The 23,760-nt window shown below is 46.4% G+C and carries 22 protein-coding genes, 2 tRNA genes and 2 pseudogenes; 9 read left to right on the forward strand and 17 right to left on the reverse strand.

Features of this window, described 5'->3' with window-relative positions; genetic code table 11:
- The 6 genes and pseudogenes from E5355_RS12305 to E5355_RS12325 all read right to left on the reverse strand — a co-directional run.
- A pseudogene (locus E5355_RS12305) lies at window positions 1–242 on the reverse strand (hypothetical protein); the annotation flags it as partial.
- Between the two features lie 215 nt (window positions 243–457).
- Window positions 458–526, reverse strand: a pseudogene (locus E5355_RS20380) (prevent-host-death protein); the annotation flags it as partial.
- Window positions 527–778: 252 nt separating this feature from the next.
- Window positions 779–851, reverse strand: a tRNA-Gly gene (locus tag E5355_RS12310).
- An 8-nt stretch (window positions 852–859) separates the two neighbouring features.
- Window positions 860–942 (reverse strand) — tRNA-Tyr (locus E5355_RS12315).
- Window positions 943–1,015: 73 nt separating this feature from the next.
- Window positions 1,016–1,510: a 6,7-dimethyl-8-ribityllumazine synthase gene (ribH, locus tag E5355_RS12320; RefSeq protein ID WP_136010574.1), complete on the reverse strand. Its 495-nt coding sequence runs from the start codon at window positions 1,508–1,510 to the stop codon at window positions 1,016–1,018.
- A gap of 144 nt (window positions 1,511–1,654) precedes the next feature.
- Window positions 1,655–2,338, reverse strand: a complete 684-nt coding sequence (locus tag E5355_RS12325; protein ID WP_136010575.1) for a tetratricopeptide repeat protein — start codon at window positions 2,336–2,338, stop codon at window positions 1,655–1,657.
- Between the two features lie 237 nt (window positions 2,339–2,575).
- Here E5355_RS12325 and recF point away from each other — a divergent pair, with 237 nt between their 5' ends.
- A complete protein-coding gene (recF, locus tag E5355_RS12330) occupies window positions 2,576–3,688 on the forward strand; it encodes a DNA replication/repair protein RecF (protein WP_136010576.1) in 1,113 nt (370 codons plus the stop codon).
- On the forward strand, window positions 3,685–3,975 hold the full coding sequence (locus tag E5355_RS12335; protein WP_136010577.1) for a DUF721 domain-containing protein: 291 nt from the start codon (window positions 3,685–3,687) through the stop codon (window positions 3,973–3,975). Before recF ends, E5355_RS12335 begins: the two co-directional genes overlap by 4 nt.
- A 4-nt stretch (window positions 3,976–3,979) precedes the next feature.
- Here E5355_RS12335 and E5355_RS12340 read toward each other — a convergent pair whose 3' ends face one another.
- The 7 genes from E5355_RS12340 to gap form a co-directional block, all read right to left on the reverse strand.
- The gene (locus tag E5355_RS12340; RefSeq protein ID WP_136010578.1) at window positions 3,980–4,771 is read right to left on the reverse strand and encodes a histidinol-phosphatase; all 792 of its coding nucleotides are present in this window, start codon (window positions 4,769–4,771) and stop codon (window positions 3,980–3,982) included.
- On the reverse strand, window positions 4,768–5,298 hold the full coding sequence (locus E5355_RS12345; protein ID WP_136010610.1) for a 5-formyltetrahydrofolate cyclo-ligase: 531 nt from the start codon (window positions 5,296–5,298) through the stop codon (window positions 4,768–4,770). Before E5355_RS12345 ends, E5355_RS12340 begins: the two co-directional genes overlap by 4 nt.
- Window positions 5,216–6,955 carry a S41 family peptidase gene (locus E5355_RS12350; RefSeq protein WP_136010579.1) on the reverse strand — a complete coding sequence of 580 codons (1,740 nt, stop codon included), beginning with the start codon at window positions 6,953–6,955 and terminating at the stop codon, window positions 5,216–5,218. Before E5355_RS12350 ends, E5355_RS12345 begins: the two co-directional genes overlap by 83 nt.
- Before the next feature lie 31 nt (window positions 6,956–6,986).
- Window positions 6,987–7,463 carry a deoxycytidylate deaminase gene (locus tag E5355_RS12355; RefSeq protein ID WP_136010580.1) on the reverse strand — a complete coding sequence of 159 codons (477 nt, stop codon included), beginning with the start codon at window positions 7,461–7,463 and terminating at the stop codon, window positions 6,987–6,989.
- A 12-nt stretch (window positions 7,464–7,475) separates the two neighbouring features.
- Window positions 7,476–7,994 (reverse strand): DUF4847 family protein, encoded by a 519-nt coding sequence (locus E5355_RS12360; protein WP_136010581.1) that lies wholly within the window; start codon window positions 7,992–7,994, stop codon window positions 7,476–7,478.
- Window positions 7,991–10,093: a M3 family metallopeptidase gene (locus tag E5355_RS12365; protein WP_370282197.1), complete on the reverse strand. Its 2,103-nt coding sequence runs from the start codon at window positions 10,091–10,093 to the stop codon at window positions 7,991–7,993. The genes E5355_RS12360 and E5355_RS12365 overlap by 4 nt, the downstream gene beginning before the upstream one ends.
- A gap of 100 nt (window positions 10,094–10,193) precedes the next feature.
- Window positions 10,194–11,204, reverse strand: a complete 1,011-nt coding sequence (gene gap / locus E5355_RS12370; protein ID WP_005835458.1) for a type I glyceraldehyde-3-phosphate dehydrogenase — start codon at window positions 11,202–11,204, stop codon at window positions 10,194–10,196.
- Between the two features lie 140 nt (window positions 11,205–11,344).
- Here gap and mscL point away from each other — a divergent pair, with 140 nt between their 5' ends.
- The 4 genes from mscL to E5355_RS12390 all read left to right on the forward strand — a co-directional run bounded on the left by mscL (window position 11,345) and on the right by E5355_RS12390 (window position 14,845).
- Window positions 11,345–11,785 (forward strand): large-conductance mechanosensitive channel protein MscL, encoded by a 441-nt coding sequence (mscL, locus tag E5355_RS12375; protein ID WP_136010582.1) that lies wholly within the window; start codon window positions 11,345–11,347, stop codon window positions 11,783–11,785.
- A 189-nt stretch (window positions 11,786–11,974) separates the two neighbouring features.
- Window positions 11,975–12,370 carry an HU family DNA-binding protein gene (locus E5355_RS12380; RefSeq protein ID WP_136010583.1) on the forward strand — a complete coding sequence of 132 codons (396 nt, stop codon included), beginning with the start codon at window positions 11,975–11,977 and terminating at the stop codon, window positions 12,368–12,370.
- A 76-nt stretch (window positions 12,371–12,446) separates the two neighbouring features.
- The gene (gene guaA, locus E5355_RS12385) at window positions 12,447–14,000 is read left to right on the forward strand and encodes a glutamine-hydrolyzing GMP synthase (RefSeq protein WP_136010584.1); all 1,554 of its coding nucleotides are present in this window, start codon (window positions 12,447–12,449) and stop codon (window positions 13,998–14,000) included.
- A gap of 152 nt (window positions 14,001–14,152) precedes the next feature.
- Window positions 14,153–14,845 carry an SGNH/GDSL hydrolase family protein gene (locus E5355_RS12390; protein WP_136010585.1) on the forward strand — a complete coding sequence of 231 codons (693 nt, stop codon included), beginning with the start codon at window positions 14,153–14,155 and terminating at the stop codon, window positions 14,843–14,845.
- 19 nt (window positions 14,846–14,864) lie between these two features.
- Here E5355_RS12390 and E5355_RS12395 read toward each other — a convergent pair whose 3' ends face one another.
- Window positions 14,865–15,527, reverse strand: coding sequence for a Crp/Fnr family transcriptional regulator (locus E5355_RS12395; RefSeq protein WP_136010586.1), 663 nt, complete (start codon window positions 15,525–15,527; stop codon window positions 14,865–14,867).
- Between the two features lie 100 nt (window positions 15,528–15,627).
- Window positions 15,628–16,320, reverse strand: a complete 693-nt coding sequence (locus tag E5355_RS12400) for a rhomboid family intramembrane serine protease (protein ID WP_136010587.1) — start codon at window positions 16,318–16,320, stop codon at window positions 15,628–15,630.
- A gap of 170 nt (window positions 16,321–16,490) precedes the next feature.
- Between E5355_RS12400 and E5355_RS12405 the strand changes: the two genes are divergently transcribed.
- From E5355_RS12405 to E5355_RS12415, 3 genes are read left to right on the forward strand one after another with little or no spacing between them, the layout of a single operon-like run.
- Window positions 16,491–18,431, forward strand: coding sequence for a glycogen debranching enzyme N-terminal domain-containing protein (locus E5355_RS12405; RefSeq protein WP_136010588.1), 1,941 nt, complete (start codon window positions 16,491–16,493; stop codon window positions 18,429–18,431).
- 14 nt (window positions 18,432–18,445) lie between these two features.
- Window positions 18,446–19,714: a glycosyltransferase family 4 protein gene (locus E5355_RS12410; RefSeq protein WP_136010589.1), complete on the forward strand. Its 1,269-nt coding sequence runs from the start codon at window positions 18,446–18,448 to the stop codon at window positions 19,712–19,714.
- A 17-nt stretch (window positions 19,715–19,731) separates the two neighbouring features.
- Window positions 19,732–21,147, forward strand: coding sequence for a glycoside hydrolase family 57 protein (locus tag E5355_RS12415; RefSeq protein WP_136010590.1), 1,416 nt, complete (start codon window positions 19,732–19,734; stop codon window positions 21,145–21,147).
- A gap of 83 nt (window positions 21,148–21,230) precedes the next feature.
- Here the strand turns inward: E5355_RS12415 and E5355_RS12420 are convergent, their stop codons facing one another.
- Both E5355_RS12420 and E5355_RS12425 read right to left on the reverse strand, forming a co-directional pair.
- A complete protein-coding gene (locus E5355_RS12420; RefSeq protein WP_136010591.1) occupies window positions 21,231–22,814 on the reverse strand; it encodes a DUF4270 domain-containing protein in 1,584 nt (527 codons plus the stop codon).
- Between the two features lie 28 nt (window positions 22,815–22,842).
- Window positions 22,843–23,661, reverse strand: coding sequence for a glycogen/starch synthase (locus E5355_RS12425; RefSeq protein WP_136010592.1), 819 nt, complete (start codon window positions 23,659–23,661; stop codon window positions 22,843–22,845).
- Window positions 23,662–23,760 lie beyond the last annotated feature (99 nt).

Here is a 23,760-nt window from a genome sequence, read left to right on the forward strand (position 1 = left end):
GCGCAAAGATATGCTGGGTTGCGATGCGTGTCAAGGCGGAAAATAGAATGGTTACACATCGGATTGGGCGACACATACAAGAAATTCTGCCTGAAATAGTCAATGATATAGACGCTCTGATAAGTCGAGCGGGAGAACGCCTCAGCCGACCTCACATATTCCGACACACGGCTGTAGTCAAGCTCCTCCGGGAGCCTGACCTCATTGTCGGGTATGAAGAAATCGTCTATCATTCTATCCATATTCAAAGAGATTCACTCCGCTAAATTACTAAAAAATGCCGATACCGCCGTAATATAGTCTCAACCGATTTGATGAACCTATATAAGAAACGCCTCCTGCTAAAATCACAAAAGTAAAATTACCTCAAACTTTTGTTGCCAATTTGTGACTTAATAGCTAATTAATCGATTTAATATCTTTGATTTACAATAGGATATGTTTTATATATTTAGTTATCGCCAAAAACCGAGTCAATATAACCTTTTAGGTTGGCTCTTAAATCTGTGTAATTGGCTGTTCTCATAAATCCTCCTTTTTATTCTGTAAATATATGTACTTGTTTGCGTACTCACAAATATGATTAGTTAATTATTAACATGTCCACAGGGTTTTCGGGCTGCTCCATTCTTTTTCTTTGGACGTGTAAATTCCGCATATCCATAACCGGATAAAGTGTTGTTGACATATATGCAGCTTCCTGTATTCGCCTTAATCAGTCAGCATTAAAAGAAGAAATCCTGAATGCCAATTGCTTGACTTTCAGGATTCTCTTAAGAGCGGAAGACGGGGCTCAAACCCGCGACCCTCAGCTTGGAAGGCTAATGCTCTATCAACTGAGCTACTTCCGCAATTTTTGTGGGCAAAGATGGATTCGAACCACCGAAGGCGTAAGCCAGCAGATTTACAGTCTGCCCCATTTGGCCACTCTGGTATTTGCCCCTTTGCACTTAAGATTCTATTTCAATTCTCTCATTGAGTAGGTTTGTTTCTCAATTGCGGTGCAAAGATACGACTATTTTTGTAAACTCCAAGCAAAATCTATCATTTTTATTGCAGAAATTGCACATTCGTCTCCTTTATTGCCCAGCTTACCACCGGCGCGATCCTCTGCTTGCTCCATTGTATTGGTGGTAATTAATCCGTAAATTACTGGTACATCGCCACTTGCGTTTAATTGGGTGATTCCTTGGGTAGCACCCATGCAAACATAATCAAAATGTGGAGTATCTCCTCTGATTACACAACCAATTGCAATAACTGCATCGACTTCACTGTATTCGATAAGTTGGTTGGCACCGAAAGTCAGTTCAAAACTGCCAGGTACTGTTTTTACCAGGATATTTTCATCTTTGGCTCCATGTCTTTTTAAGGTGTCTATAGCACCTTTTAGGAGAGCACCGGTAATATTATAATTCCACTCGGATACAACGATGCCGAATTTCATTTTTTCCGCGCTGGGTACAGAACTGAAATCGTAGTCTGAAAGATTGTGATAAGCTGTTGCCATAAATAAGGAATTAAGAATTAAAAACTAATAATTGAAGATAGAAGAGAGAGGGGAGAAGAAAGAGGCACGGACTACACGGATTCACGGCTATTTTCCGTGTTTTCCGTGTAATCCGTGCCTAAGATGTCTTTATAATAAGGTATATTACTTCTTCAACAGTTTGGCTTGTTCGATATACTTGTCGATATCCATTGCCTGGTATGAACGGAAGTATTTATCCTTGATAGTGGTATACGCCTGGATTGCATCGTCATACTTACCTTGCTTTACCAAGATTTCTCCGGCTTGCAGTAGGTAGATGGGGCTGAGTGAGTTGTTGTCAGCTTCGTTGGCGGCTTTCAGCAGCATAGAAGCGGCTTTGTCCAGTTGACCGAGCTGCGCATAGCAGTTACCCATGGCACCTTTCATGGCAGGAGCAACCATTTGGTCATCTCCGTCAAAGCTGTCCAATGCTTTCACTGCCTCGTCATATTTGCCGAGGTGTGCATAGCAGAGACCCATATAGGCTTTTGCAAGATTGGCTGCTTTTGTGCCGCTGTATTCGTCTGCAACTTTTGTAAATCCAGCAAAACCGATGCTGTCGCCGTTCAGTGCTTGTGCATAAGCGTCTGCCTCAAAGTATTCTTGTCCTTTAAATAGGGCTGCTTGTGCTTTTTCTTCACGGGGGTCTGCATAAAGGTTCTTGTACATCACTACACCGGCAATGATGATGATTACTGCTGCTACAGCGCCGATGATTGCTTTTTTGTTTTTAATGAAAAAGGCCTCCGATTGTGTCAGTGCATCCTCCACGTTTAAGGCTTCATTCGTCTTTTTTTGTTCTGCCATTTTTATATAATCTTTTTGTTATTATTCTTATTTATCTATTTCGACCCGCAAAAGTAAGTTTTTTATAGCTATCAACGAAATTTAGCGGCATCTTTTTTTGTTTTGTATCAGAAAACACTGGAATTATTTCTACTTTTCAATGAGCCGGGCTTCACCTCTGTATTAAAAATAAGCAGGCTTATTTTGTACTGCTTTCGGTTTTGTATTATCTTTGTAACCGAACTCATCGTTGTTATAATGATACTGAAGCGTATATCTATACTCAATTATAAGAACTTGGAGCAGGCAGAGCTTTCATTCTCGCCCAAGTTGAACTGTTTTTTCGGACAGAACGGTATGGGGAAAACGAATCTGCTGGATGCGGTATATTTTTTGTCTTTCTGTAAAAGTGCCGGTAATCCCATTGATTCCCAGAATATCCGCCATGATGCCGACTTCTTTGTTATTCAAGGATTTTATGAGGCTGCCGGCGGACCCCCTGAGGAAATATACTGTGGCATGAAGAGACGACAGAAGAAGCAGTTTAAGCGCAACAAGAAAGAGTATACGCGTTTGTCGGATCATATAGGTTTTCTGCCTTTGGTCATGGTCTCTCCTGCCGATGCGGGGTTGATAGCAGGAGGTAGTGATGAGCGCCGACGTTTTATGGATGTAGTCATCTCACAGTACGACAAAGAGTATCTGGAAGCTTTGATACGATACAATAAAGCCCTGGTGCAGCGGAATACCTTGCTGAAGAGTGAACAGCCGGTGGAAGAAGAACTCTTTTTGGTTTGGGAGGAGATGATGGCGCAAGCCGGCGAAGTGGTGTTCCGCAAACGTGAGGCCTTTATCCGTGAGTTTATTCCTATTTTCCAGTCTTTCTATTCATTCATTTCGCAGGATAGAGAGAAGGTGGGATTGAGTTATGATTCCCATGCCCGCGATGTCTCTTTGCTGGAAGTGCTGAAGGAAAGCCGTGTACGCGACCGGATTATGGGTTATTCGTTGCGCGGTGTGCACAAGGACGAACTGAATATGCTTTTGGGGGATTTCCCTATCAAGCGTGAAGGGTCGCAGGGACAGAACAAGACTTATCTTGTGGCGTTGAAGCTGGCACAGTTTGATTTCCTGAAACGTACCGGGACTACTGTTCCCTTGTTGTTGCTGGACGATATTTTTGACAAGCTGGATGCCTCGCGTGTGGAGCAAATCATCAAGTTGGTGGCAAGCGACAGTTTTGGACAGATTTTTATAACAGATACCAACCGTGAACATCTGGACTGTATTCTGCATAAAGTGGGCAGTGATTATAAGATGTTCCGTGTGGAGCAGGGAACGGTTGCCGAGATGAAGGAGGAAGAGGCATGAAGCGCAATAATGCCGAACAGATAGGTGAACTTATCCGTCATTACCTCAGGCAGGAAAGTCTGGAGTCTCCGCTGAATGAACGGCGGCTTATCAGTGCGTGGCCCGAAGTGCTGGGGCCTACCATTGCTTCCTACACCCGCGAACTTTATATAAAGAACCAGGTGCTTTATGTGCACCTCGCTTCTGCTGCCCTGCGCCAGGAACTGATGATGGGGCGTGAGTTGTTGGTGCGCAACTTGAACCGTCATGTGGGGGCGCAGGTCATAACAAATATCATATTCAGATAAATTATCACCGGTCTGTCAGCATCCTCAGCTCATCTATTCTTTCAATCTTCAGTTCCTTCAATTCCCGGACTGCCCGGTCATAATACACCGGAGTTTCCAAATCCTTGTTGTCATGCGCATCCAGTCCGATGATGGCTGTACAGCCTTCATTGGCAGCGATTCGCCAGAACTCCGGGCATGGGTATGTGGATAAACCGTGCGCTTCATTGTAGGCTACATAGCCTATATTGTATTCCAGCGGGACATTCAGGCGTGCAGCAGTACGGCAGATGTGCCGGCTGATGGTAGAGCAATGGTGGTCGAACTTCGGATAGGAGCGCATGAACAAGTCCGGATGGGCAAGACAAGAGAATAATTCGCTTTCCATACCTTCGATGGCGCTTTCTTCGTAAAGGTCGAGCATATCGCGGCTGTCCGTATGATGGCCGAAATAGGGAAATTTTTCATCGGTGTGGTAGTGATGGTTTCCGAAGATGATATAGTCCAGCCGGTACTTCTTGATTTGTTCTTTCAGCCAATGGATATGTTGGGGGAAGTATTCACATTCAAGTCCTATCCTGATGTCTATCCGGTCGTGGTATTTTCCACGGAGCATCTTGAGGCTCTCCACGTAGCCGGGAAGCTCTTCGGGGAGCATCCGCATGTCGGCTACGTAGTCGGTACGGTATTTCCAAGGAGTATGGTCTGAGAAACCGAGTATCCGGTAACCGCCTTTGATGGCACTGAGCACATAGTCTTCGTCATCTCCGGTGGCATGCATGCAGCGTGTGGTGTGTGTATGATAATTGGTTTTCATTGCGTTATTATTTCATCCATGCGTATGTCAAATGGTTCTGCAGGAACTTCTTCTACGAGTTGAAACGGGAAACAGATGCCGGCTTTGTAGGCTGATGGGATGTGGGGCAGAAGCCGGTCGTAGTAACCTTTACCGCGCCCAAGACGGTTGCCGTTACGGTCGAATGCCACGCCGGGAACCACAATGAAGTCAATGTCTGCATAGTCGGTAAATAACTTGCCGGTCGGTTCTTTGATGCCGTATGCACCGGGTTTCAAGTCCTCAGGTCCGGTGTACAGTCGCAGTTCCAGGCCGTCACCTGCAACTACCGGAAGCAGTATCCGCTTTTTGCGGTTCCACTTCCGGATAAATTCGTGTGTATCCACTTCGTCTTTGAGAGAGTGGTAAAGCAGTACGGTTTTTGCCGCCCTGAAAGCAGGGTGTGCCTCGAGGGCGGCAAGTATTTCAGCAGACTGACGCATAGCGGAAGAGCTGTGTCGGGTCTTCAACAAAGCTATCTGCCTGCGCAGTTCTTCTTTCTTTTCCATCATCTTTTTTATCCTCTATGATTGGTGTTGCTTCCGGGGCTTTTGGGAATGCCTCTCCACGTTCCAGAATATCTAGTGCCTTCTTGACGGTAGCATCGCTCTGGTTGATGTAGCGGATGTATTGCTCCCTCCCCAGTATGTTGTAGATAATGTTGCCGTAAATGCTCCTTTCCAGTAGCTTGTAGGACTTGTGGATAAGCAGGTTGCGTCGCTTTACTCCCTTGGAGTCTGCAAAACGTACAAACTGTTCCACAACACCTTGGTGGCGAAGGTACTTCAACAAATCCACTTCATTGTTGTATTCACTCAATTTCGTGCGGTTACGATCGGTATACTGGAAGCTGAATTGCAGAATCAGTCCCTTGTTGCTTACTTCTATCAGGTAAGAAGATACTCCGGTAGTGTCTTGCGGAACGAATACGTCTGGCATAATGCCTCCTCCTCCGTATACGGGTCTACCTAAGCCGGTAGAGTAACGCAGTTTTTCGTCCAGTTTGATACTGTCTTTGGAGAAGAATTCGCCGTGTTCGTAACGGGTAATCCAGTCCATTTCGTATTTGCTGTCCTTGCCGTTTTCGTAAGGACGCTGGATGCAACGGCCCGATGGAGTGTAATAGCGGGCAATGGTCAGGCGGATGGCGGAACCGTCACTGAAGTCGATGGGCTGCTGTACGAGTCCTTTGCCGAAGGAACGGCGTCCTACAATGGTTCCGCGGTCATTGTCCTGAATGGCGCCTGCAAAGATTTCGCTGGCCGAAGCAGAACTTTCGTTTACCAATACTACCAGCGGCAGTTTTTGGCAACTGCCGGTGCCGTTGGCATATTCCTCCATGCGGGGGTATTTGCGGCCATGGGTATATACTATCAATTTTCCTTCCGGCAAGAATTCGTTCACCATGCGCGTGGCTGCTTCCATGTAGCCTCCGGTATTGTCGCGCAGGTCGATAATCAGTCCTTTGCACTTCTCATGACTCAGTTGTGCTATTGCATTCAACAGTTCTACATGCGTGGTACGTCCGAATTTGCTGATTTGTATATATCCGTAGTCATCGTCGACCATATAGGCTGCATCAATGGTGTTTTGCGGGATGTCGCCGCGTGTAATGGTGAATTCGAGCAATTCCTTTTCCGTGGCACGCTTGACACCCAACTTCACCTGACTGCCTTTCGGACCTTTCAGATTGCGCATGGCCTTTTCATTTGTCAGGCCTTTGCCTGCAAATAGGCTGTCGTTGACCATCACAATGCGGTCGCCTGCCATCAGACCCACTTTCTCGGACGGTCCGCCGGGAATCACGCTGTTCACGTGTATCGTGTCTTCTTGAATGGTGAACTGGATACCTATACCGCTGAAACTGCCTTCAAGTTCGGAATTGACCTCTTCCAGTTTCTGTGCGGGGATGTAGGTGGAGTGGGGGTCAAGTTCCGCCAATATCTGCGGCATGGCCTTTTCTACCAGATCGGTCATGTTGACGGTATCCACATACTGGTCGTCAATAACACGCAGCAAAGCATTCAGCTTGTTGGACGAGCTATTGATGATTCCCAGTTTGTTACCGGCAAAATGCCTGGCGTAAAACGTTCCGATAAGAATTCCCGCTACTACACTGATTGCGATGATAAGCGGCATAAAGCGGGATGTGTTTTTTGTACTCATGATGTTTATTTACTATTAGACTATTTACAATTTACTGTTCGGATGCACAAGCAGCCTCCGATTTTAACTTTCCATTATCCATTGAAATAAACACCACCTCGATGCCTGCTCGTTTCAAAAGTTCGACACCATCCTCCAGGCGGTATTTTTCGGAGTAGACCACTCGCTTGATGCCTGCTTGGATAATCAGTTTGGCGCATTCTATGCAGGGGGAGGCAGTGACGTACATGGTAGCACCGTTACTACTGTTGTTCGAACGGGCTATTTTGGTTATGGCGTTTGCTTCGGCATGGAGCACGTATGGTTTGGTTACGTTGTTCTCCTCTTCACACACATTCTCAAAGCCGGAAGGGGTACCGTTGTAGCCGTCAGAGATAATCATCTTGTCTTTTACAATCAGTGCACCGACCTGGCGGCGTTTGCAATACGAATTTTCAGCCCAAATGCTTGCCATACGTATATAACGCTTGTCCAATGCTTCTTGTTTGTCTTTTGTAGAATCGTCCATTATATTTATGTTTTATTGTTGCGGGGTGAATCCCATGATTCTGGTTGTCGGTCCGTCTTTAAAATAGAGGGTCAGTGAATTGGCATCCCCTTCATACTTGTACACGTTTTGCAGTCCGGAGATGAATGCCTTGGCCAGTGCATCGCTCTCTGCAGAGCCGCTGATTTTTAGGTTGAAGTTCAATGATTGCGATTTTCCATCGGCACTCCAGGTTCCGTTGACGCTTGAGTTGATGCCTTGTCCGTTGACGCTGGTGCCCATCAATTCTCCATCCAGTTCGGTACCTTCAAAGTTTAGAGTGAAGTTGCCTTCTGTCTTAAGTGCTTCTCTGCTTTTTCTCTCGGCCTTTTCATCCTGCCATAAACCTGAATAGAACTGTCTGTTACTGTCCTTATTGGTGAGCCGGCTGAGCTTCCACGTCTTCCCTGTGAATATCCCGATAACATCGTCCTCGTTGTCGCAACTGCTTAGCAGGGGAAGCAACGAAAGCACGAGCAGCATACAACTGATGTTCCTTATAAGTTTTTTCATTTCTTTATTCCATTTCTGATTAATAATGCGTCGATTGTAGGCTCTTGTCCACGGAAGCGTTTATAGAGAGCCATCGGATGCTCCGTTCCGCCTTTGGAAAGGATATTCTCGCGGAAGGAGGCGGCGGTCTCCGGGTTGAAGATGCCCGTCTGCTTGAATAGCGAGAAAGCATCTGCATCCAGCACCTCTGCCCACTTGTAACTATAATATCCGGCAGAATATCCTCCGGCAAAGATATGGGAGAATTGTGTGCTCATGCAGGCTTCTGCCACAGAAGGCAGAATCTGTGCTTTTTCCCAAGCCTTCTTTTCATAGGCTTTCACGTCACCTTCAAACGGGGTATTGCGTGTGTACCAGGCCATATCGAGCAAGCCGAAACTTACCTGGCGGAGGCAGGCGTACGCCGCATTGAAGTTGGATGAATCCACGATGCGCTGTACCAGTTCGTCCGGTATCAGTTCTCCGGTCTGATAATGGCGGGCAAACGTATGGAGGAATTCCTTTTCGATGGCGAAGTTCTCCATGAATTGGGAGGGGAGTTCTACAAAGTCCCAATATACGTTGGTTCCGCTCAGGCTTCCGTAGGTGGAATTGGCAAACATACCATGCAGGCTGTGTCCAAATTCGTGCAGGAAGGTTTCTACTTCGTCGAAGGTCAGCAAAGCAGGCTTGCCCTGTGTCGGTTTGGTGAAGTTCATCACGATGGATATGTGGGGACGGCTGTTCTCGCCGGTTTTTTCGTCAATCCACTGTTCCTTGTAGCTGGTCATCCAGGCTCCCGAGCGCTTGCCTGCCCGGGGGTGGAAGTCGGCATAGAACACGGCTAGGAATTTCCCGTCTTTGTCGAATACCTCGTAAGCATCCACATCCTTATGATAGACGGGAATATCCGGATTCTTCTTAAAGGTGATGCCGTACAGCTTGGTGGCAAGACCGAATACGCCTTTCTTCACATTGTTCAGCTCAAAGTAAGGGCGGAGCAGCTCATCGTCAATATTGAACTTCCGGTCTTTCAGTTTATGAGAATAGTACGCCCAGTCCCACGGCATCAGAGCGAAGTCTTCTCCTTCCGTCTGGCGTGCCAGGGCTTGCACCTCGGCATATTCTTGTTTGGCGGTAGGCGTGTAAGCCTCCAGCAGTTGGTCCAGCAGCTTATACACGGACTCACTGTTCTGTGCCATGCGCTCCTGTAGGTTGTATTCGGCAAAGTTGTCATACCCTAAGAGTTGGGCAATCTCCATACGGACATTGGCCAGTTTTTTTACGATTTCCAGGTTGTTGCTGGCATTGTTGTGCGTACATTTCGTATTATAGGCCATATACAGCTCATGACGCAGGTCACGGTTGTCCGCATACGTCAGGAAAGGGCCATAGCTGGGAGCCTGCAAGGTGAATACCCAGCCTTCGACGCCTTTTTCTCCGGCTGTCTCTGCAGCGGCTTCTATGGCGCTTTCCGGCAGGCCGGAAAGTTGGGTGGAGTCCGTAATCACCAGTTGGTAGTCGTTCGTCTCCTTCAGCGCATTCTCGCTGAATTGCAAGGTGAGCAGGCTGAGCTCCTGGCTCAAGGCGCGGTATTTGTCTTTTGCCTCGCCCTTGAGGTTGGCACCGCTGCGCACAAACCCGTTGTAGATGTTCTCCAGCAGTTTCTTCTGTTCGGAGTTCAGCCCTTCCTTGTCTTGCTGTTCGTAGACGGTCTTGATACGGGCAAACAGCTTCTCGTCCAGGCTGATGTTGTTTTCGTGCTGGCTCATCAGCGGCATCATCTTGCGTGCAAGCTCCTGCAATTCGTCGTTGGTCTCCGCGCTAAGCAGGTTGCCGAACACGGTGCCGGCACGCTGGAGCATATCACCGGACTTCTCGTATGCCAATATGGTGTTGGCAAAGGTCGGAGCTTCGGGATTGCCGGTGATGGCATCGATTTCTGCCTGTTGCCTGCGGATGCCTTCGCGGATTGCCGGCTCAAAGTGGGTGATTTCTATCTTATCGAACGGAACGGCCCCGTGTAGTGTGGAGTACGTCTCGAAAAAAGGATTTTTCTGGTCGGTTGTACAACTTGTCATGATGCAGAACGAAATTAAAGTGAATATAAGTTTTTTCATGATTACTTTTATCAATAAAGCTCGAACTTCCTGCAAAGTTGCAAAAAAAACAGGCGACTTCATAGAAGCCGCCTGTTTTTTATTATTTTCTAACTGTATATTAGCAGTTAACCGATGCCATATGAGCAATCAGGTCGAGAACCTTGTTAGAATAACCGATTTCGTTATCATACCAAGATACAACCTTAACGAAAGTATCAGTCAAAGCGATACCAGCCTTAGCATCGAAGATAGAAGTACGAGTGTCACCCAAGAAGTCAGAAGAAACAACTGCATCTTCAGTGTAACCCAGAACACCTTTCAATTCGCCTTCAGAAGCTTCCTTCATGGCAGCGCAGATTTCAGCATAAGTAGCGGGCTTAGCCAAGTTAACTGTCAAGTCAACTACAGATACGTCCAAAGTCGGAACACGCATAGACATACCGGTCAGCTTGCCGTTCAATGCCGGAATAACTTTACCTACAGCCTTGGCAGCACCGGTAGAAGACGGGATAATGTTACCGGAAGCAGCACGACCACCTCTCCAGTCTTTCATAGAAGGACCGTCAACTGTCTTTTGAGTAGCAGTTGTAGAGTGAACGGTAGTCATCAAACCGTCAGTGATACCCCATTTGTCGTTCAATACCTTAGCGATAGGAGCCAAGCAGTTGGTAGTACAAGAAGCGTTAGATACGAATTGAGTACCCTTAACGTAAGTCTTTTCGTTAACACCGCAAACGAACATCGGAGTGTCATCCTTAGAAGGAGCAGACATTACAACATATTTTGCGCCAGCTTCGATGTGAGCTTGTGCTTTGTCTTTGCTCAGGAACAAACCTGTAGATTCTACAACATATTCTGCCTCTACTTCGTTCCATTTCAAGTCAGCCGGGTTTCTTTCTGCAGTGATGCGGATAGCCTGGCCGTTAACGATCAATTTGCTGTTTTCAACATCTGCTTCGATAGTACCGTCGAATTGGCCGTGCATAGTATCATACTTCAGCATGTAAGCCAAGTAATCTACCGGGCAAAGGTCGTTGATACCTACGATCTGAATATCGTTTCTCTTCATTGCAGCGCGGAAAACGAAACGTCCGATACGTCCGAATCCATTAATACCTACTTTAATCATTTTGTTTAAACTTTTAAGGGTTTTATAATGTTTAAAAATAAACTTTCGTCTATAAATTGCATTTCTTCCAGATTTGCGGTGCAAAAGTAAGAAAATGTTTTTATATTCGTAACCAAAATCATAATTAAATAATTGAAAAGATGGGAAAATGTTCGTTTTTACAGGAATTTAAGGCTTTTGCCATGAAGGGCAATGTGATAGATATGGCTGTCGGCGTGATTATCGGTGGGGCATTCGGAAAAATCGTCTCTTCCATTGTGGCAGATGTGATTATGCCTCCTATCGGATTGCTGGTGGGCGGTGTCAACTTTACGGATTTAAAGTGGGTGCTGAAACCGGCTGTTTTGGAAGATGGAAAAGAAGTGGTTGCTGCTGTTACGTTGAATTATGGTAACTTCCTTCAGGTAACTTTTGATTTTCTGATCATTGCCTTCTCCATTTTCATGTTCATCAAGTTGCTGACCAAGCTGACTGAAAAGAAGAAAGAAGAGGCACCTGCCGCTCCTCCGGCTCCTCCAGCACCGAGCAGGGAAGAGGTGCTGCTGACCGAAATCCGTGACTTGCTGAAAGAACGGAAGTGATTGTGGCTCTGTGCGCCTGCCTCTTGGACGGAGAGATGCGGAGTATAGGAGTGAATGATGATTGAAAGCCTTTTAATATGTAATTGAAAGCCTTTTAATAAAGCATTGTAAGGCTTTCAATCAATCTTCTTCCTGCGGGATGGCCGGCCTGACTTCCGGCTTGTATGAATCTCAAATAACGAAAAAATTATGTTCTTTAAGAAAAGCCGTGCCAAAATAGCGGGAAAATTCAAATGGTTTCCTCGTGCGTGTGTGTTGAAGCATCCTGTGAATACGCAAGAATTGGGCGAAGCCATCAGTCGCAAATGCACGGTAACCCCGGCTGATGTGCATGCCGTTATCCGTGCCATGCCCGAAGTGATGGCGTTCTATCTCGAAAACGGGCGCAGTGTGCATCTGGACGGTCTGGGGTCGTTCTACTACAAACTGAGTTGTGCCGGAAAAGGGGTGGACAGCCCCGAAGAGGTAAGTGTAGAGCAGGTGCGGGCAGTGCGTGTGCAGTTCATTCCCGAGCGGAGCAAACAAGCGGACGGTTATCGCCGTGTGTTGGGTGAAGGCGTGGAATTGGTGGAGTTCGGGAAATAAATCGCAGATTTTACGAAATATTCCCTTACTTTTTTCTACTTTTGCAAATCATTTATTAAAGTCTATACGGATTTATATGCAAGAGAAGATTGTTATTCTTGATTTCGGTTCGCAAACCACGCAGCTCATCGGCCGTCGGTTGCGCGAATTGAATGTCTATTGCGAGATTGTGCCTTACAACAAGTTTCCATACGGAGATGAGAGTGTAAAAGGAGTTATCCTTTCGGGTAGCCCCTTTTCGGTTTATGATGAGAGTGCATTCAAGGTAGATTTGAGCGGGATTCGCGGGAAATACCCCATCCTGGGTATCTGCTACGGTGCACAGTTCATCTCTTACAGCAACGGCGGACGGGTGGAACCAGCCGGTACCCGCGAGTATGGGCGTGCCCATCTCGGCTCGTTCGATTCGGAGAACGTCCTTTTTAAAGGGGTAAGGAAGAATACACAGGTGTGGATGAGCCACGGAGACACGATTACCGCCATTCCCGATAACTTTAAGCCTATAGCTTCTACGGATAAGGTGGCGATTGCCGCCTACCAGGCAGAAGGTGAAGACATGTGGGGAGTGCAGTTCCATCCGGAAGTATTCCATAGCGAGGATGGTACGCAGATGCTGCGTAACTTTGTGGTAGACGTTTGCGGTTGCAGCCAGAGCTGGAGCGCTGCATCGTTTGTAGATACCACTGTGGCCGAACTGAAGGAGCAGCTTGGCAACGACCGCGTTATCCTGGGACTGAGTGGCGGTGTTGATTCTTCGGTAGCCGCCGTGTTGCTGCATCGTGCCATCGGCAAGAACCTGACCTGCATCTTCGTAGACCACGGGCTGCTTCGTAAGAATGAGTTCAAGAATGTGATGAACGACTACGAGTGCTTAGGGTTGAACGTGATTGGCGTGGATGCCAGCGAGAAGTTCTTCAAGGATCTGGAGGGAGTGACCGAGCCTGAGCAGAAGCGTAAAATCATCGGCCGCGATTTTGTCGAAGTCTTCGATGCCGAAGCGCACAAGATAACCGATGCCCGCTGGTTGGCACAAGGCACCATTTATCCCGACCGTATCGAGAGTCTGAACATTACGGGCAAGACCATCAAGAGCCATCACAACGTGGGCGGTCTGCCCGAGGAGATGAACCTCCGTCTGTGCGAGCCGTTGCAGTGGCTGTTCAAGGACGAAGTACGCCGCGTGGGACGCGAATTGGGAATGCCCGAACATCTGATTACCCGTCATCCTTTTCCTGGTCCGGGACTGGCTGTCCGTATCCTGGGGGATATAACACCGGAGAAGGTGCATACTTTGCAGGAAGCCGACGATATTTTCATCCAGGGCTTGCGCGACTGGAAAGTGGAGGATGCCGACGGCAACGAGACATCGCTCTACCATCAGGTGTGGCAGGCTGGTGTCATTCTTCTGCCCGTACAGAGTGTGGGCGTCATGGGCGACGAACGTACCTACGAACGTGCAGTGGCCTTGCGTGCCGTCACTTCCACCGATGCCATGACAGCCGACTGGGCGCATTTGCCCTATGAATTCTTGGGCAAGGTGTCCAACGACATTATAAATAAGGTGAAAGGCGTGAACCGCGTCACATACGACATCTCTTCAAAACCACCCAGCACAATAGAGTGGGAGTGAGATTGACCAATGATAGTGATGAGGGTGTGTCAAAACCTTCTCTTTAACAAAATCATCCTTGCTACAGATATCTGTGACAGGGGTGATTTTCATATTTTTGGTGTTTTGGCACATTCCCGTTTTTTATAAATAGAATAATAATGAATAGAACGATGAAACTTTTATGTATGATTGCTGTCTTTTTGTGCTTCCCCTGGGTAGCCTCTGACGCACAAAAGCAGGATTGGGGAAATTTGAAACGCTATGCAGAGGCAAACAAGGAATTGCTGCGAAAGGGAAAGCAAAAGAACCGGGTGGTTTTTATGGGAAACTCCATCACGGAAGGATGGGTGGCAAACGATGCCGCTTTCTTTGAGGACAACGGTTATGTGGGCCGTGGCATAAGCGGGCAGACCTCTTCTCATTTTCTGCTCCGTTTTCGCGAAGATGTCATCAAGCTTGCTCCGGCGCTGGTCGTGATAAACGCAGGTACCAATGACGTAGCGGAAAATGCAGGCGCTTATAATGAAGAATACACTTTTGGAAATATAGTGTCTATGGTAGAGTTGGCACGGACCAATAAGATAAAGGTGATTTTGACCTCTGTGCTGCCTGCTGCTGCCTTTGGCTGGAACCCTTCTGTCAAGGATGCTCCTCAAAAGATAATGCAGTTGAATGCCAGAATCCGGAAGTATGCCCGGGAAAACAAGATTCCTTATGTCGACTATTACAGTGAGATGGTAGAAGTGGAAGGCGGTAATAACGCCTTGAACCCCTCGTATACCAAAGACGGGGTACACCCCACTTTGGAAGGATATAAAGTGATGGAAACCTTGATAAAGAAAGCGATAGACAAGGTGCTGTAGTAAACCCCGGCTCAGGTGGCTATAAGAGCTTTTCCGCGTCGGGAATCATTATCTCGCCTCTGCGCAGTTCGAGCAGGCCTTTCTCCTGCATGCTGTTCAACGCTCTCGATACTCCCATGCGGGTATCATTGACTACCTGGGCCAATTCTTCCATTTTAATTTTCAGTATTTTCCTGCCCGACGGACGTTCGGTATGTGTCAGGATAAAGTTGCCGATACGTTTTTCAAGGTTGTCGGCGGTTTTCGCCCAAAGACGGTTGTTCAGGCTTTGGGCGCGGTTGCTGATGATATTCATGTAATTCAGGCGGAATATGTCGTATCTGAACAATTCGCTCATGGCGAAAGCCTTGCTGATGCTTACGGTGTGGGTTTCTGTCTGAGCTGTGTGGGTTGAAACGTAGGAGGTGTTCATTCCGAACAAAGATTGCGGCTCTATGACGTAGGGTGCCTGATAATATTCCGTGAAACTGTATGATGCATCCGCAGATGATGTGTATGAGGAAACTTCACCCTTCAATACAAATATCAGTTGACTGCATGTGTCGCCTGCTTTCACAATGACTTCGCCTGCCTTGTGCTTCGTAAAGTCCAGTTTTACTTTTCCCAGGATATTGGTAAAGTCTTCTTGTGCGAGTCCTTGAAAGAGTGGCAGTTGCAATAATGTATCAAACATTGTATTCATAATGCTTTTTCTTCTTGTTTTGAAACAAAAATAGACATTATCAAGGTGTACTGTAAACTCTTTACCCCTCTTTTTGTTTTTTTATTGTTTCTTAAACGTGCTATTCAATCCTTGTAGACGAATCCTCGTTCTTTTTCTCTTCCTTCCTATCGTCCTCATCCTCATTGTCTTCCTTATCTTCCTCATCGTCTTCCTCGTCTTCCTCTCCGGCAAACGGGTCAGGCCGTTGGGGACCGTATCCCATAAAGCCTATGGCACACAACGTGCCTGCTATGGCTCCACTGAGGTGCCCTTCCCAGGAAGTGGTCGTCTTGGCAAACTGAGGGAACATGTTCCATACCAGGCCGCCATATAGAAACGTTACCAGCAATGAAATGGCGGTGAGCGGTACGTGCCTGCGCAGTATGCCGCTGAAGAACAGAAAGAATGCCAGTCCGTATATGATGCCGCTGGCTCCGATATGCCATCCCGGTTTCCCTATAAGAAAGGTAAGCGTACCGCATCCTATCCAAATGGCAAAAAAGATGTAGGGGGCTATGTGGCGGTAGAAATAGAACAGGCACCACATCAGGAAAAAAAGTGGAATCGTATTGGCGAACAGATGCTTGAAACTGCTGTGTACCAGTGGGTGTGCGAAAATTCCGAACATGCCCCGCTGTTCCATCGGATATACTCCCAGTTGCGTGAAGTTCCAATCCATGCCTATCTCCAAAAACTTCAAAATGTATAAAATGAATAGCAGGAATAGAGGTATAACCGCTGCCAATGCCATTTTCTGTATGTCATGCTTCATATTTCGTACGTTGATTGCTATTTTTGTACAATACTACGGAATATTTGACGAAAACCGAAAAAAAACTGACTTTTTATTTTGGCTATAAGCTTTAATTCGTATTTTTGGGCATCGCTACATGGCTTGTAGCGCATATACCGAAATAATTAACCTTTAAATAATGCACAACTATGAGTTATTTACGATTTGACAAGACCCTGATGATTAATCTGCAAGAATCTTTGCCAAGGGAGATCTTGCGGACGAATAGATCAGGAGCCTATCATTGTACAACAATTGTAGATTGTAACACACGCAAATATCACGGTCTGTTGGTGATACCAGTCCCCAATCTCGATGATGAAAACCATGTGCTGCTGTCTTCTTTGGATGAAACTGTAATTCAGCACGGTGCGGAGTTCAACTTGGGGTTACATAAGTATCAAGGAAATCACTTCAGTCCCAACGGACACAAGTACATCCGAGAGTTCGACTGTGAAAACATCCCGACAACTACTTATCGTGTAGGAGGCGTCATCCTTCGTAAGGAAAAGATTTTCGTACATCATGAAAATCGGATTCTGATTCGTTATACCTTGGTCGATGCCCATTCGGCAACCACACTCAGATTCCGCCCTTTCCTGGCATTCCGCAGTGTGCGCGAGTACACGCACGAAAATGCGCAGGCAAGCCGCGACTACCAGTTGGTGGAGAATGGCATTAAAACTTGCATGTATCCCGGTTATCCTGAGTTGTTCATGCAGCTCAACAAAAAGAATGAGTTCCACTTTCAGCCTGACTGGTATCGTGGTATCGAGTATTCTAAAGAACAGGAACGCGGATATGACTTCAACGAAGACCTTTATGTGCCGGGATATTTTGAAGTGGATATAAAGAAAGGTGAAAGCGTGGTCTTCTCCGCCGGTATCTCCGAGATTTCTCCCCGTAAGTTGAAGCAGACGTTTGAGTCTGAGGTGGCCGACCGCACTCCGCGTGACAGTTTCTACCACTGTCTGAAAAATTCGGCGCACCAGTTCCACAACAAGCAGGGAGAGGAGCATTATGTGCTTGCAGGCTATCCCTGGTTCAAGTGCCGCGCCCGTGACTTGTTCATCTCTTTGCCTGGTCTTACTTTGGCCTTAGGCGAGCAGGATGAATTTGAAGACGTGATGAAAACAGCGGAAAAGGCTATCCGCGAGTTTATCAATGGAGAACCTTCCTCCTACAAGATATACGAAATGGAGCATCCGGATGTGCTGTTGTGGGCTGTCTGGGCTTTGCAGCAGTATGCCAAGGAGACTTCGCGTGAAAATTGCCGGCAGATGTACGGTAATCTTCTCGAGGAGATTGTTGACTATATCCGTGAACGCAGGCACGACAATCTCTTCCTGCACGAAAACGGACTGTTGTATACCAATGGCACCGAAAAAGCGGTTACCTGGATGAATTCCACCGCCAATGGCCGTCCGGTTATTCCGCGTACGGGCTACATTGTGGAAGTGAATGCACTGTGGTATAATGCCTTGCGTTTTGTGGCCGATATGGTTCGGGAGGGAGGCAATGAAATTCTTGCCGATACTCTGGACGCTCAGGCGGAAATAACCGGAAAGTCTTTCGTAAACGTTTTCCGCAATGAGTATGGTTATCTGTTCGACTATGTGGATGGTTATATGATGGATTGGAGCGTACGCCCCAACATGATATTTACCGTTGCCTTTGACTATTCTCCTTTGGATAGGTCGCAGAAGAAGCAGGTGCTCGATATTGTGACGAAAGAACTGTTGACTCCGAAGGGCTTGCGTACTCTGAGCCCCAAGAGTGGCGGATACAATCCGAATTATGTAGGTCCCCAGATGCAAAGGGATTATGCCTATCATCAGGGTACGGCATGGCCGTGGCTGATGGGTTTCTACATGGAAGCATATCTGCGCATCTATAAAGTGAGTGGCGTGTCGTTTGTAGAGAGATACCTTATCGGTATGGAAGATGAAATGACTTCCCACTGTATTGGCGCATTGCCCGAACTCTTCGATGGTAATCCTCCGTTTGTAGGAAGAGGGGCAGTGTCATTTGCCATGAATACGGCAGAAATCCTGCGTATCTTGAAGTTATTGTCTAAATATAATTTATAAAAGGAGGAACGAAGATGAAAGTTTTAATGTTTGGATGGGAATTCCCTCCCAAAATATATGGTGGTCTTGCGGTTGCTTCTTATGGAATAACTAAGGGATTAAGTTTGCAGGGTGATGTGGAAACTACTTTCTGCATGCCCAAGCCGACGGGTGAAGAAGAGGATTTCTTGAAGATAGTGGGCATGAACCAGGTGCCCATCGTGTGGCGTGATGTCGATTACAATTATTTGAAGTCGAGGCTGACGCGCAACATGACACCGGAAGATTATTATTCTTTCCGCGACCATATCTATTCGGATTTCTCTTATATGCACGTCAATGACATAGGCTGCATGGATTTTGCCGGCGGTTATCCCGGCAACCTGCACGAAGAGATAAACAATTTCTCGGTGATTGCCGGAGTAGTGGCTCGCCAGCAGGAATTTGATATTATCCATGCCCATGACTGGCTGACGTATCCTGCCGGAGTACATGCCAAAATGGTGAGCGGAAAGCCGCTTTGCATCCATGTCCATGCTACGGACTTTGACCGCTCGCGTGGAAAAGTCAATCCTACCGTCTATTCTATGGAGAAGAACGGTATGGATTATGCCGACTGCATCATGTGTGTGTCCGAGCTGACCCGCCGCACGGTGATTGAGCAGTATCACCAGAACCCTAACAAAGTGTTTGCAATGCACAATGCTGTATATCCGCTTTCGCAGGAATATCAGGATATACCTCGTCCCGAACATACCAAGGAGAAGGTGGTTACCTTCTTGGGACGTATCACGATGCAGAAGGGGCCCGAATACTTTGTGGAAGCTGCTGCACTCGTGTTGAAACGTGCGCGTAACATTCGTTTCGTAATGGCCGGTTCGGGCGATATGATGAATGCTATGATTAATCTGGCAGCCGAACGGGGTATTGCCGACCGCTTTCATTTCCCGGGCTTCATGAAGGGAAAGCAGGTATATGAGGTTTACAAGAACAGTGATGTATTCGTTATGCCTTCCGTTTCCGAGCCTTTCGGTATCGCTCCATTGGAAGCCATGCAGTGTGGAACCCCTTCCATCATTTCCAAACAGTCGGGATGCGGTGAAATCCTTGATAAGGTCATCAAGACCGATTATTGGGACATTCATGCAATGGCAGATGCCATTTATTCCCTCTGCACCAATCCCGCTCTCTTCCGATATCTGCAGGAAGAGGGCAAGAAGGAAGTGGATGGAATTACGTGGGAAAAAGTAGGCTTGAGAATCCGCGCCCTCTACGAGGATGTGTTAAGAAACTATGGTAAATAACAAAAACAATAATAGAAATGAGAACTATCTGTCTTTATTTTGAAATACATCAAATTATTCATCTGAAACGTTACCGTTTCTTTGATATCGGTACCGATCATTATTACTACGATGATTATGCCAATGAAACCAGTATCAATGATGTAGCCGAACGCTCTTATATCCCGGCATTGAACACCTTGATTGAAATGGTGAAGAATTCCGGAGGTGCGTTTAAAGTGGCTTTCTCCATCTCCGGCGTGGCATTGGAGCAATTGGAGATACATGCGCCGGCTGTTATAGACCTGCTGCGTCAGCTCAGCGAAACGGGCTGTTGCGAATTCCTGGCTGAACCTTATTCTCATGGTCTTTCTTCTTTGGCCAACGAAGATTGTTTCAAGGAAGAAGTGATGCGGCAGAGTGCCAAGATGAAGCAAATGTTCGGTAAGGCGCCGAAGGTATTCCGTAATTCCAGCCTGATTTATAATGACGAGATTGGTGCGATGGTGGCAGCTCTGGGATTCAAGGGTATGCTGACGGAAGGAGCCAAGCATGTGCTGGGGTGGAAGAGTCCGCACTATGTATATCACTGTTCTATGAATCCTAACTTGAAGTTGCTGTTGCGTGACTTTAAGTTGTCTGACGACATCAGCCTGCGTTTCTCCAACTCTGAGTGGAGCGAGTATCCTTTGTTTGCCGACAAATATATCAGTTGGATTGATGCTTTGCCGCAAGAAGAGCAGGTTATCAATATCTTTATGGAACTTTCTGCTCTGGGTATGGCACAGCCGTTGTCTTCCAATATTCTGGAATTCCTGAAGGCATTGCCGTATTGTGCTAAAGAAAAGGGAATTACTTTCTCTACACCGACGGAAATCGTTACCAAACTGAAATCTGTTTCCCAGTTGGACGTTCCATACCCGATGTCTTGGGTGGACGAAGAAAGAGATACCAGCTGCTGGCTGGGTAATGTGATGCAGCGTGAAGCATTCAACAAGCTGTATAGTGTTGCCGAACGTGTCCATCTCTGTGATGACCGCCGTATCAAGCAAGACTGGGATTATCTGCAGGCAAGTAACAACTTCCGTTTCATGACTACCAAGCAAAGCGGTGTCGGTTTGAACCGTGGCATTTATGAATCTCCTTTCGATGCTTTCACCAATTATATGAATATTCTTGGTGACTTTATCAAACGTGTAGATTCTCTCTATCCGGTGGATATAGATAATGAAGAACTGAATGCATTGCTGACCACCATCCAGAACCAAGGTACCGAGATAGAGGAACTTCACAAGGAATTGGCGAAAGCGCAGACCAAACTGGAGAAGATAAAGGCTGCGGAAAAGAAAGAGAGCAAGGCTACAGCTAAATCTGCCGCTGAAAAACCGGCAAAGGCCAAGGCCTCTGCCAAAAAGCCTGCTGCTAAGAAAACAACTAAAAAGGCTGTTGAATAATATCGGCAGCTTGTCCCATCAATCATAAAAAAAGCCTTCCGTTCTACAATGAACGGAAGGCTTTTTTATGGAATATCTGTCAGTTACTTGTTGAAACTGGTGTATGTTACTTCTATCTTCAATGGAGATTTTACTTTACCGTTTTCTTCTTCCGGACCTCCTTTCAGTTTGGCATATCCCGGCTTGAGATCATGCTGGACACCGGTCATGGTTTTGTTGCCACTACTGTTTGTACTGTTGTCATAGGTAATGGAAACCGGAATCAGCAATACCTTATCCCAGTCTTCATTTTTTTTGTTCCAAGTTTTCTCCCACTCTGTCTCATTCCAAGAACTGCCGGCTTTATCTTTGGCGGCTTTCTTGGCAGCTTGTTTTTCGTTGATGCAAGTGGTAACCAACCGGGCTATGTTGCTGAATACGTATTGATTGGTGGCAAATGCATTGTGGGTTGTTGTAAATGAGGTGATATTATCCCTGACTTTGTTGTCTTCAAAGAAGCTCTTCAAGTCCTGCTTACGTATCAACAGCACGTCATTGGGGGCACTCATGCTATATTCGTAGTCGCTGTTTATATTGTAATTCGTGAAAGTCAACTTCACGGCATTCAGGGTGTCATTGGACAGTTTGTTGTATATTGAATCGTATGGCATGATAGCTTCGGTGAAGATACCGGCAGGAGATTTGATGTAAGTGTGTCCCGTCTCTTTTTGGGCCTTTTCCTTTATCAAATCGGAATTCAAGAACTGGTTTGCCTGGATAACTTCTTTGGTAGAAGCAAATATAGTATTGGTTATATATCTCAAGGAGTCGGTTCCGTCTTTCTTTTTGAGAGCTACACCGGTTGTATCGTTTGTGTAGTGTGTACAAAGTTCCATTTCCAAAGCTACGTAGTCTACATAAAGGATAGTTCCATCTCCCAAATCGCTCTTTACGTATACTCCTTTAAAGACCTTATCTATGAAGGTATCCGAATCCTTGAAGTATTCAGGATTTGCCCGATAAACCTTTAGTATCCTGTCTTCGCCAAAGGTCTTTTTATCCAGCGGGAATGTTACATTGGGATAGAAAGTATAATAACCGTTATTGTCTTTTTCAAATCTTACAGAGTCCGGAACAGATGTGTCGAAAGCTGAATAGGCCTTGCGTCCGAGCAGGGATTTGTCATCGTACTTGTTGTAGTACTCCTCCGGATTGATGTTGGTATAGCGGTTCTTGTCCAGCTTCTTGTCCAGTTCATAGATACTCATCCGGCATGCGTTCAGGGAGTCGCCGAACCAACTGGAATAATAGACAGCCAATTGTATTGAAACTACCGAGTCTCCTGCCATTGTACCGGTGGCTTTTGTCGGATTTCCTTCGCTGTCCCATTCAGTTTCCTTATACACTTCAGGAAGGGAGAAGTTCTCCGTGCAGTTCAATTCCGTGAGGAAACTTGTTTCGTAATAACCGAATTCCGGATCGGAAAACTTGCCTATATATCCGGTACTCGTCTTGGCAAATACGGAATCAACGGCAAATGAATGTGTTATTACATCAAAAGTTGTAGTATGCGCTGACATGCGGTCAGAATCGGGTAACATGCCCAAACCTAATGTACCGGTGTTGTCATCGCATCCAAAGAAAGTCAGGACTGCCAAAAGCAATGTTCCCAGATATCTTACTTTCATAGCTTTATTGTCTAAATCAATTTTATTTTTATTTTGTTTCCCATACTTTGTCGTAGAAGTCGTTGCAGGCTTCAGTAAAGTTTTCGGGAGATTGATATTCCAATACCGGTTTTCCGGATTCGCGGGCATAGTTCATCACTTCCTCATCGACATGCTTGCTTTGCTGGATAATGCCGTCGGAGAAGTCCGCAGCCAGTTTGCAAAGTGAAGCGTAGTCAATAGGTTCCTTCAATCCGGCAATATCTTTCTTGGTGATGCCTTTCAGCAACAGCTTGTTGGGGAAGTCTGCGTGGAAAGGTTGCTTGAAGTCATCTTCATAAAGAGAGAATACGACCTTGGCATCTCTGAAGGAAGGTTCGTCTTTGTAAGCTTTCTTGATATACAGAGGCGCCAAAGCGGTCATCCAGCCGTGGCAGTGGATGATGTCAGGACACCAGCGCAGTTTCTTCACTGTCTCCAGTACACCGCGGGCATAGAAGATGGCGCGGGCATCATTGTCTTCATACTCTTCACCGTTTTCATCCATTGCCTGCAAGCGGTTTTGGAAGTAGTCGTCATTGTCGATGAAGTACACTTGCATACGTGCAGACTGGATAGAGGCAACCTTGATGATGAGCGGGTGGTCGGTATCGTCAATGATGAGGTTCATGCCAGAGAGTCGTATCACTTCATGCAGCTGGTTTCTGCGTTCGTTGATATTTCCCCATTTGGGCATAAACGTTCTGATTTCTCTGCCTTTTTCTTGAATAGCCTGAGGTAGGTTTCTGCCTACGAGGGACATTTCGGATTCTGAAACGTAAGGAGTAATTTCTTGGGTTATAAATAAAACCTTGTTCGCCTTTGTCATAATAACAATGTTCTCAATTATTTTGCAAAGATATAAAAAAAAGCGGGCAATAAAGCAAACGTAGCCTGTCTATAATTCCTTATGAATTGTTAACTGTTT

The sequence above is a fragment of the Bacteroides muris (ex Afrizal et al. 2022) genome (assembly GCF_004793475.1).
Classification (GTDB): domain Bacteria; phylum Bacteroidota; class Bacteroidia; order Bacteroidales; family Bacteroidaceae; genus Bacteroides; species Bacteroides muris.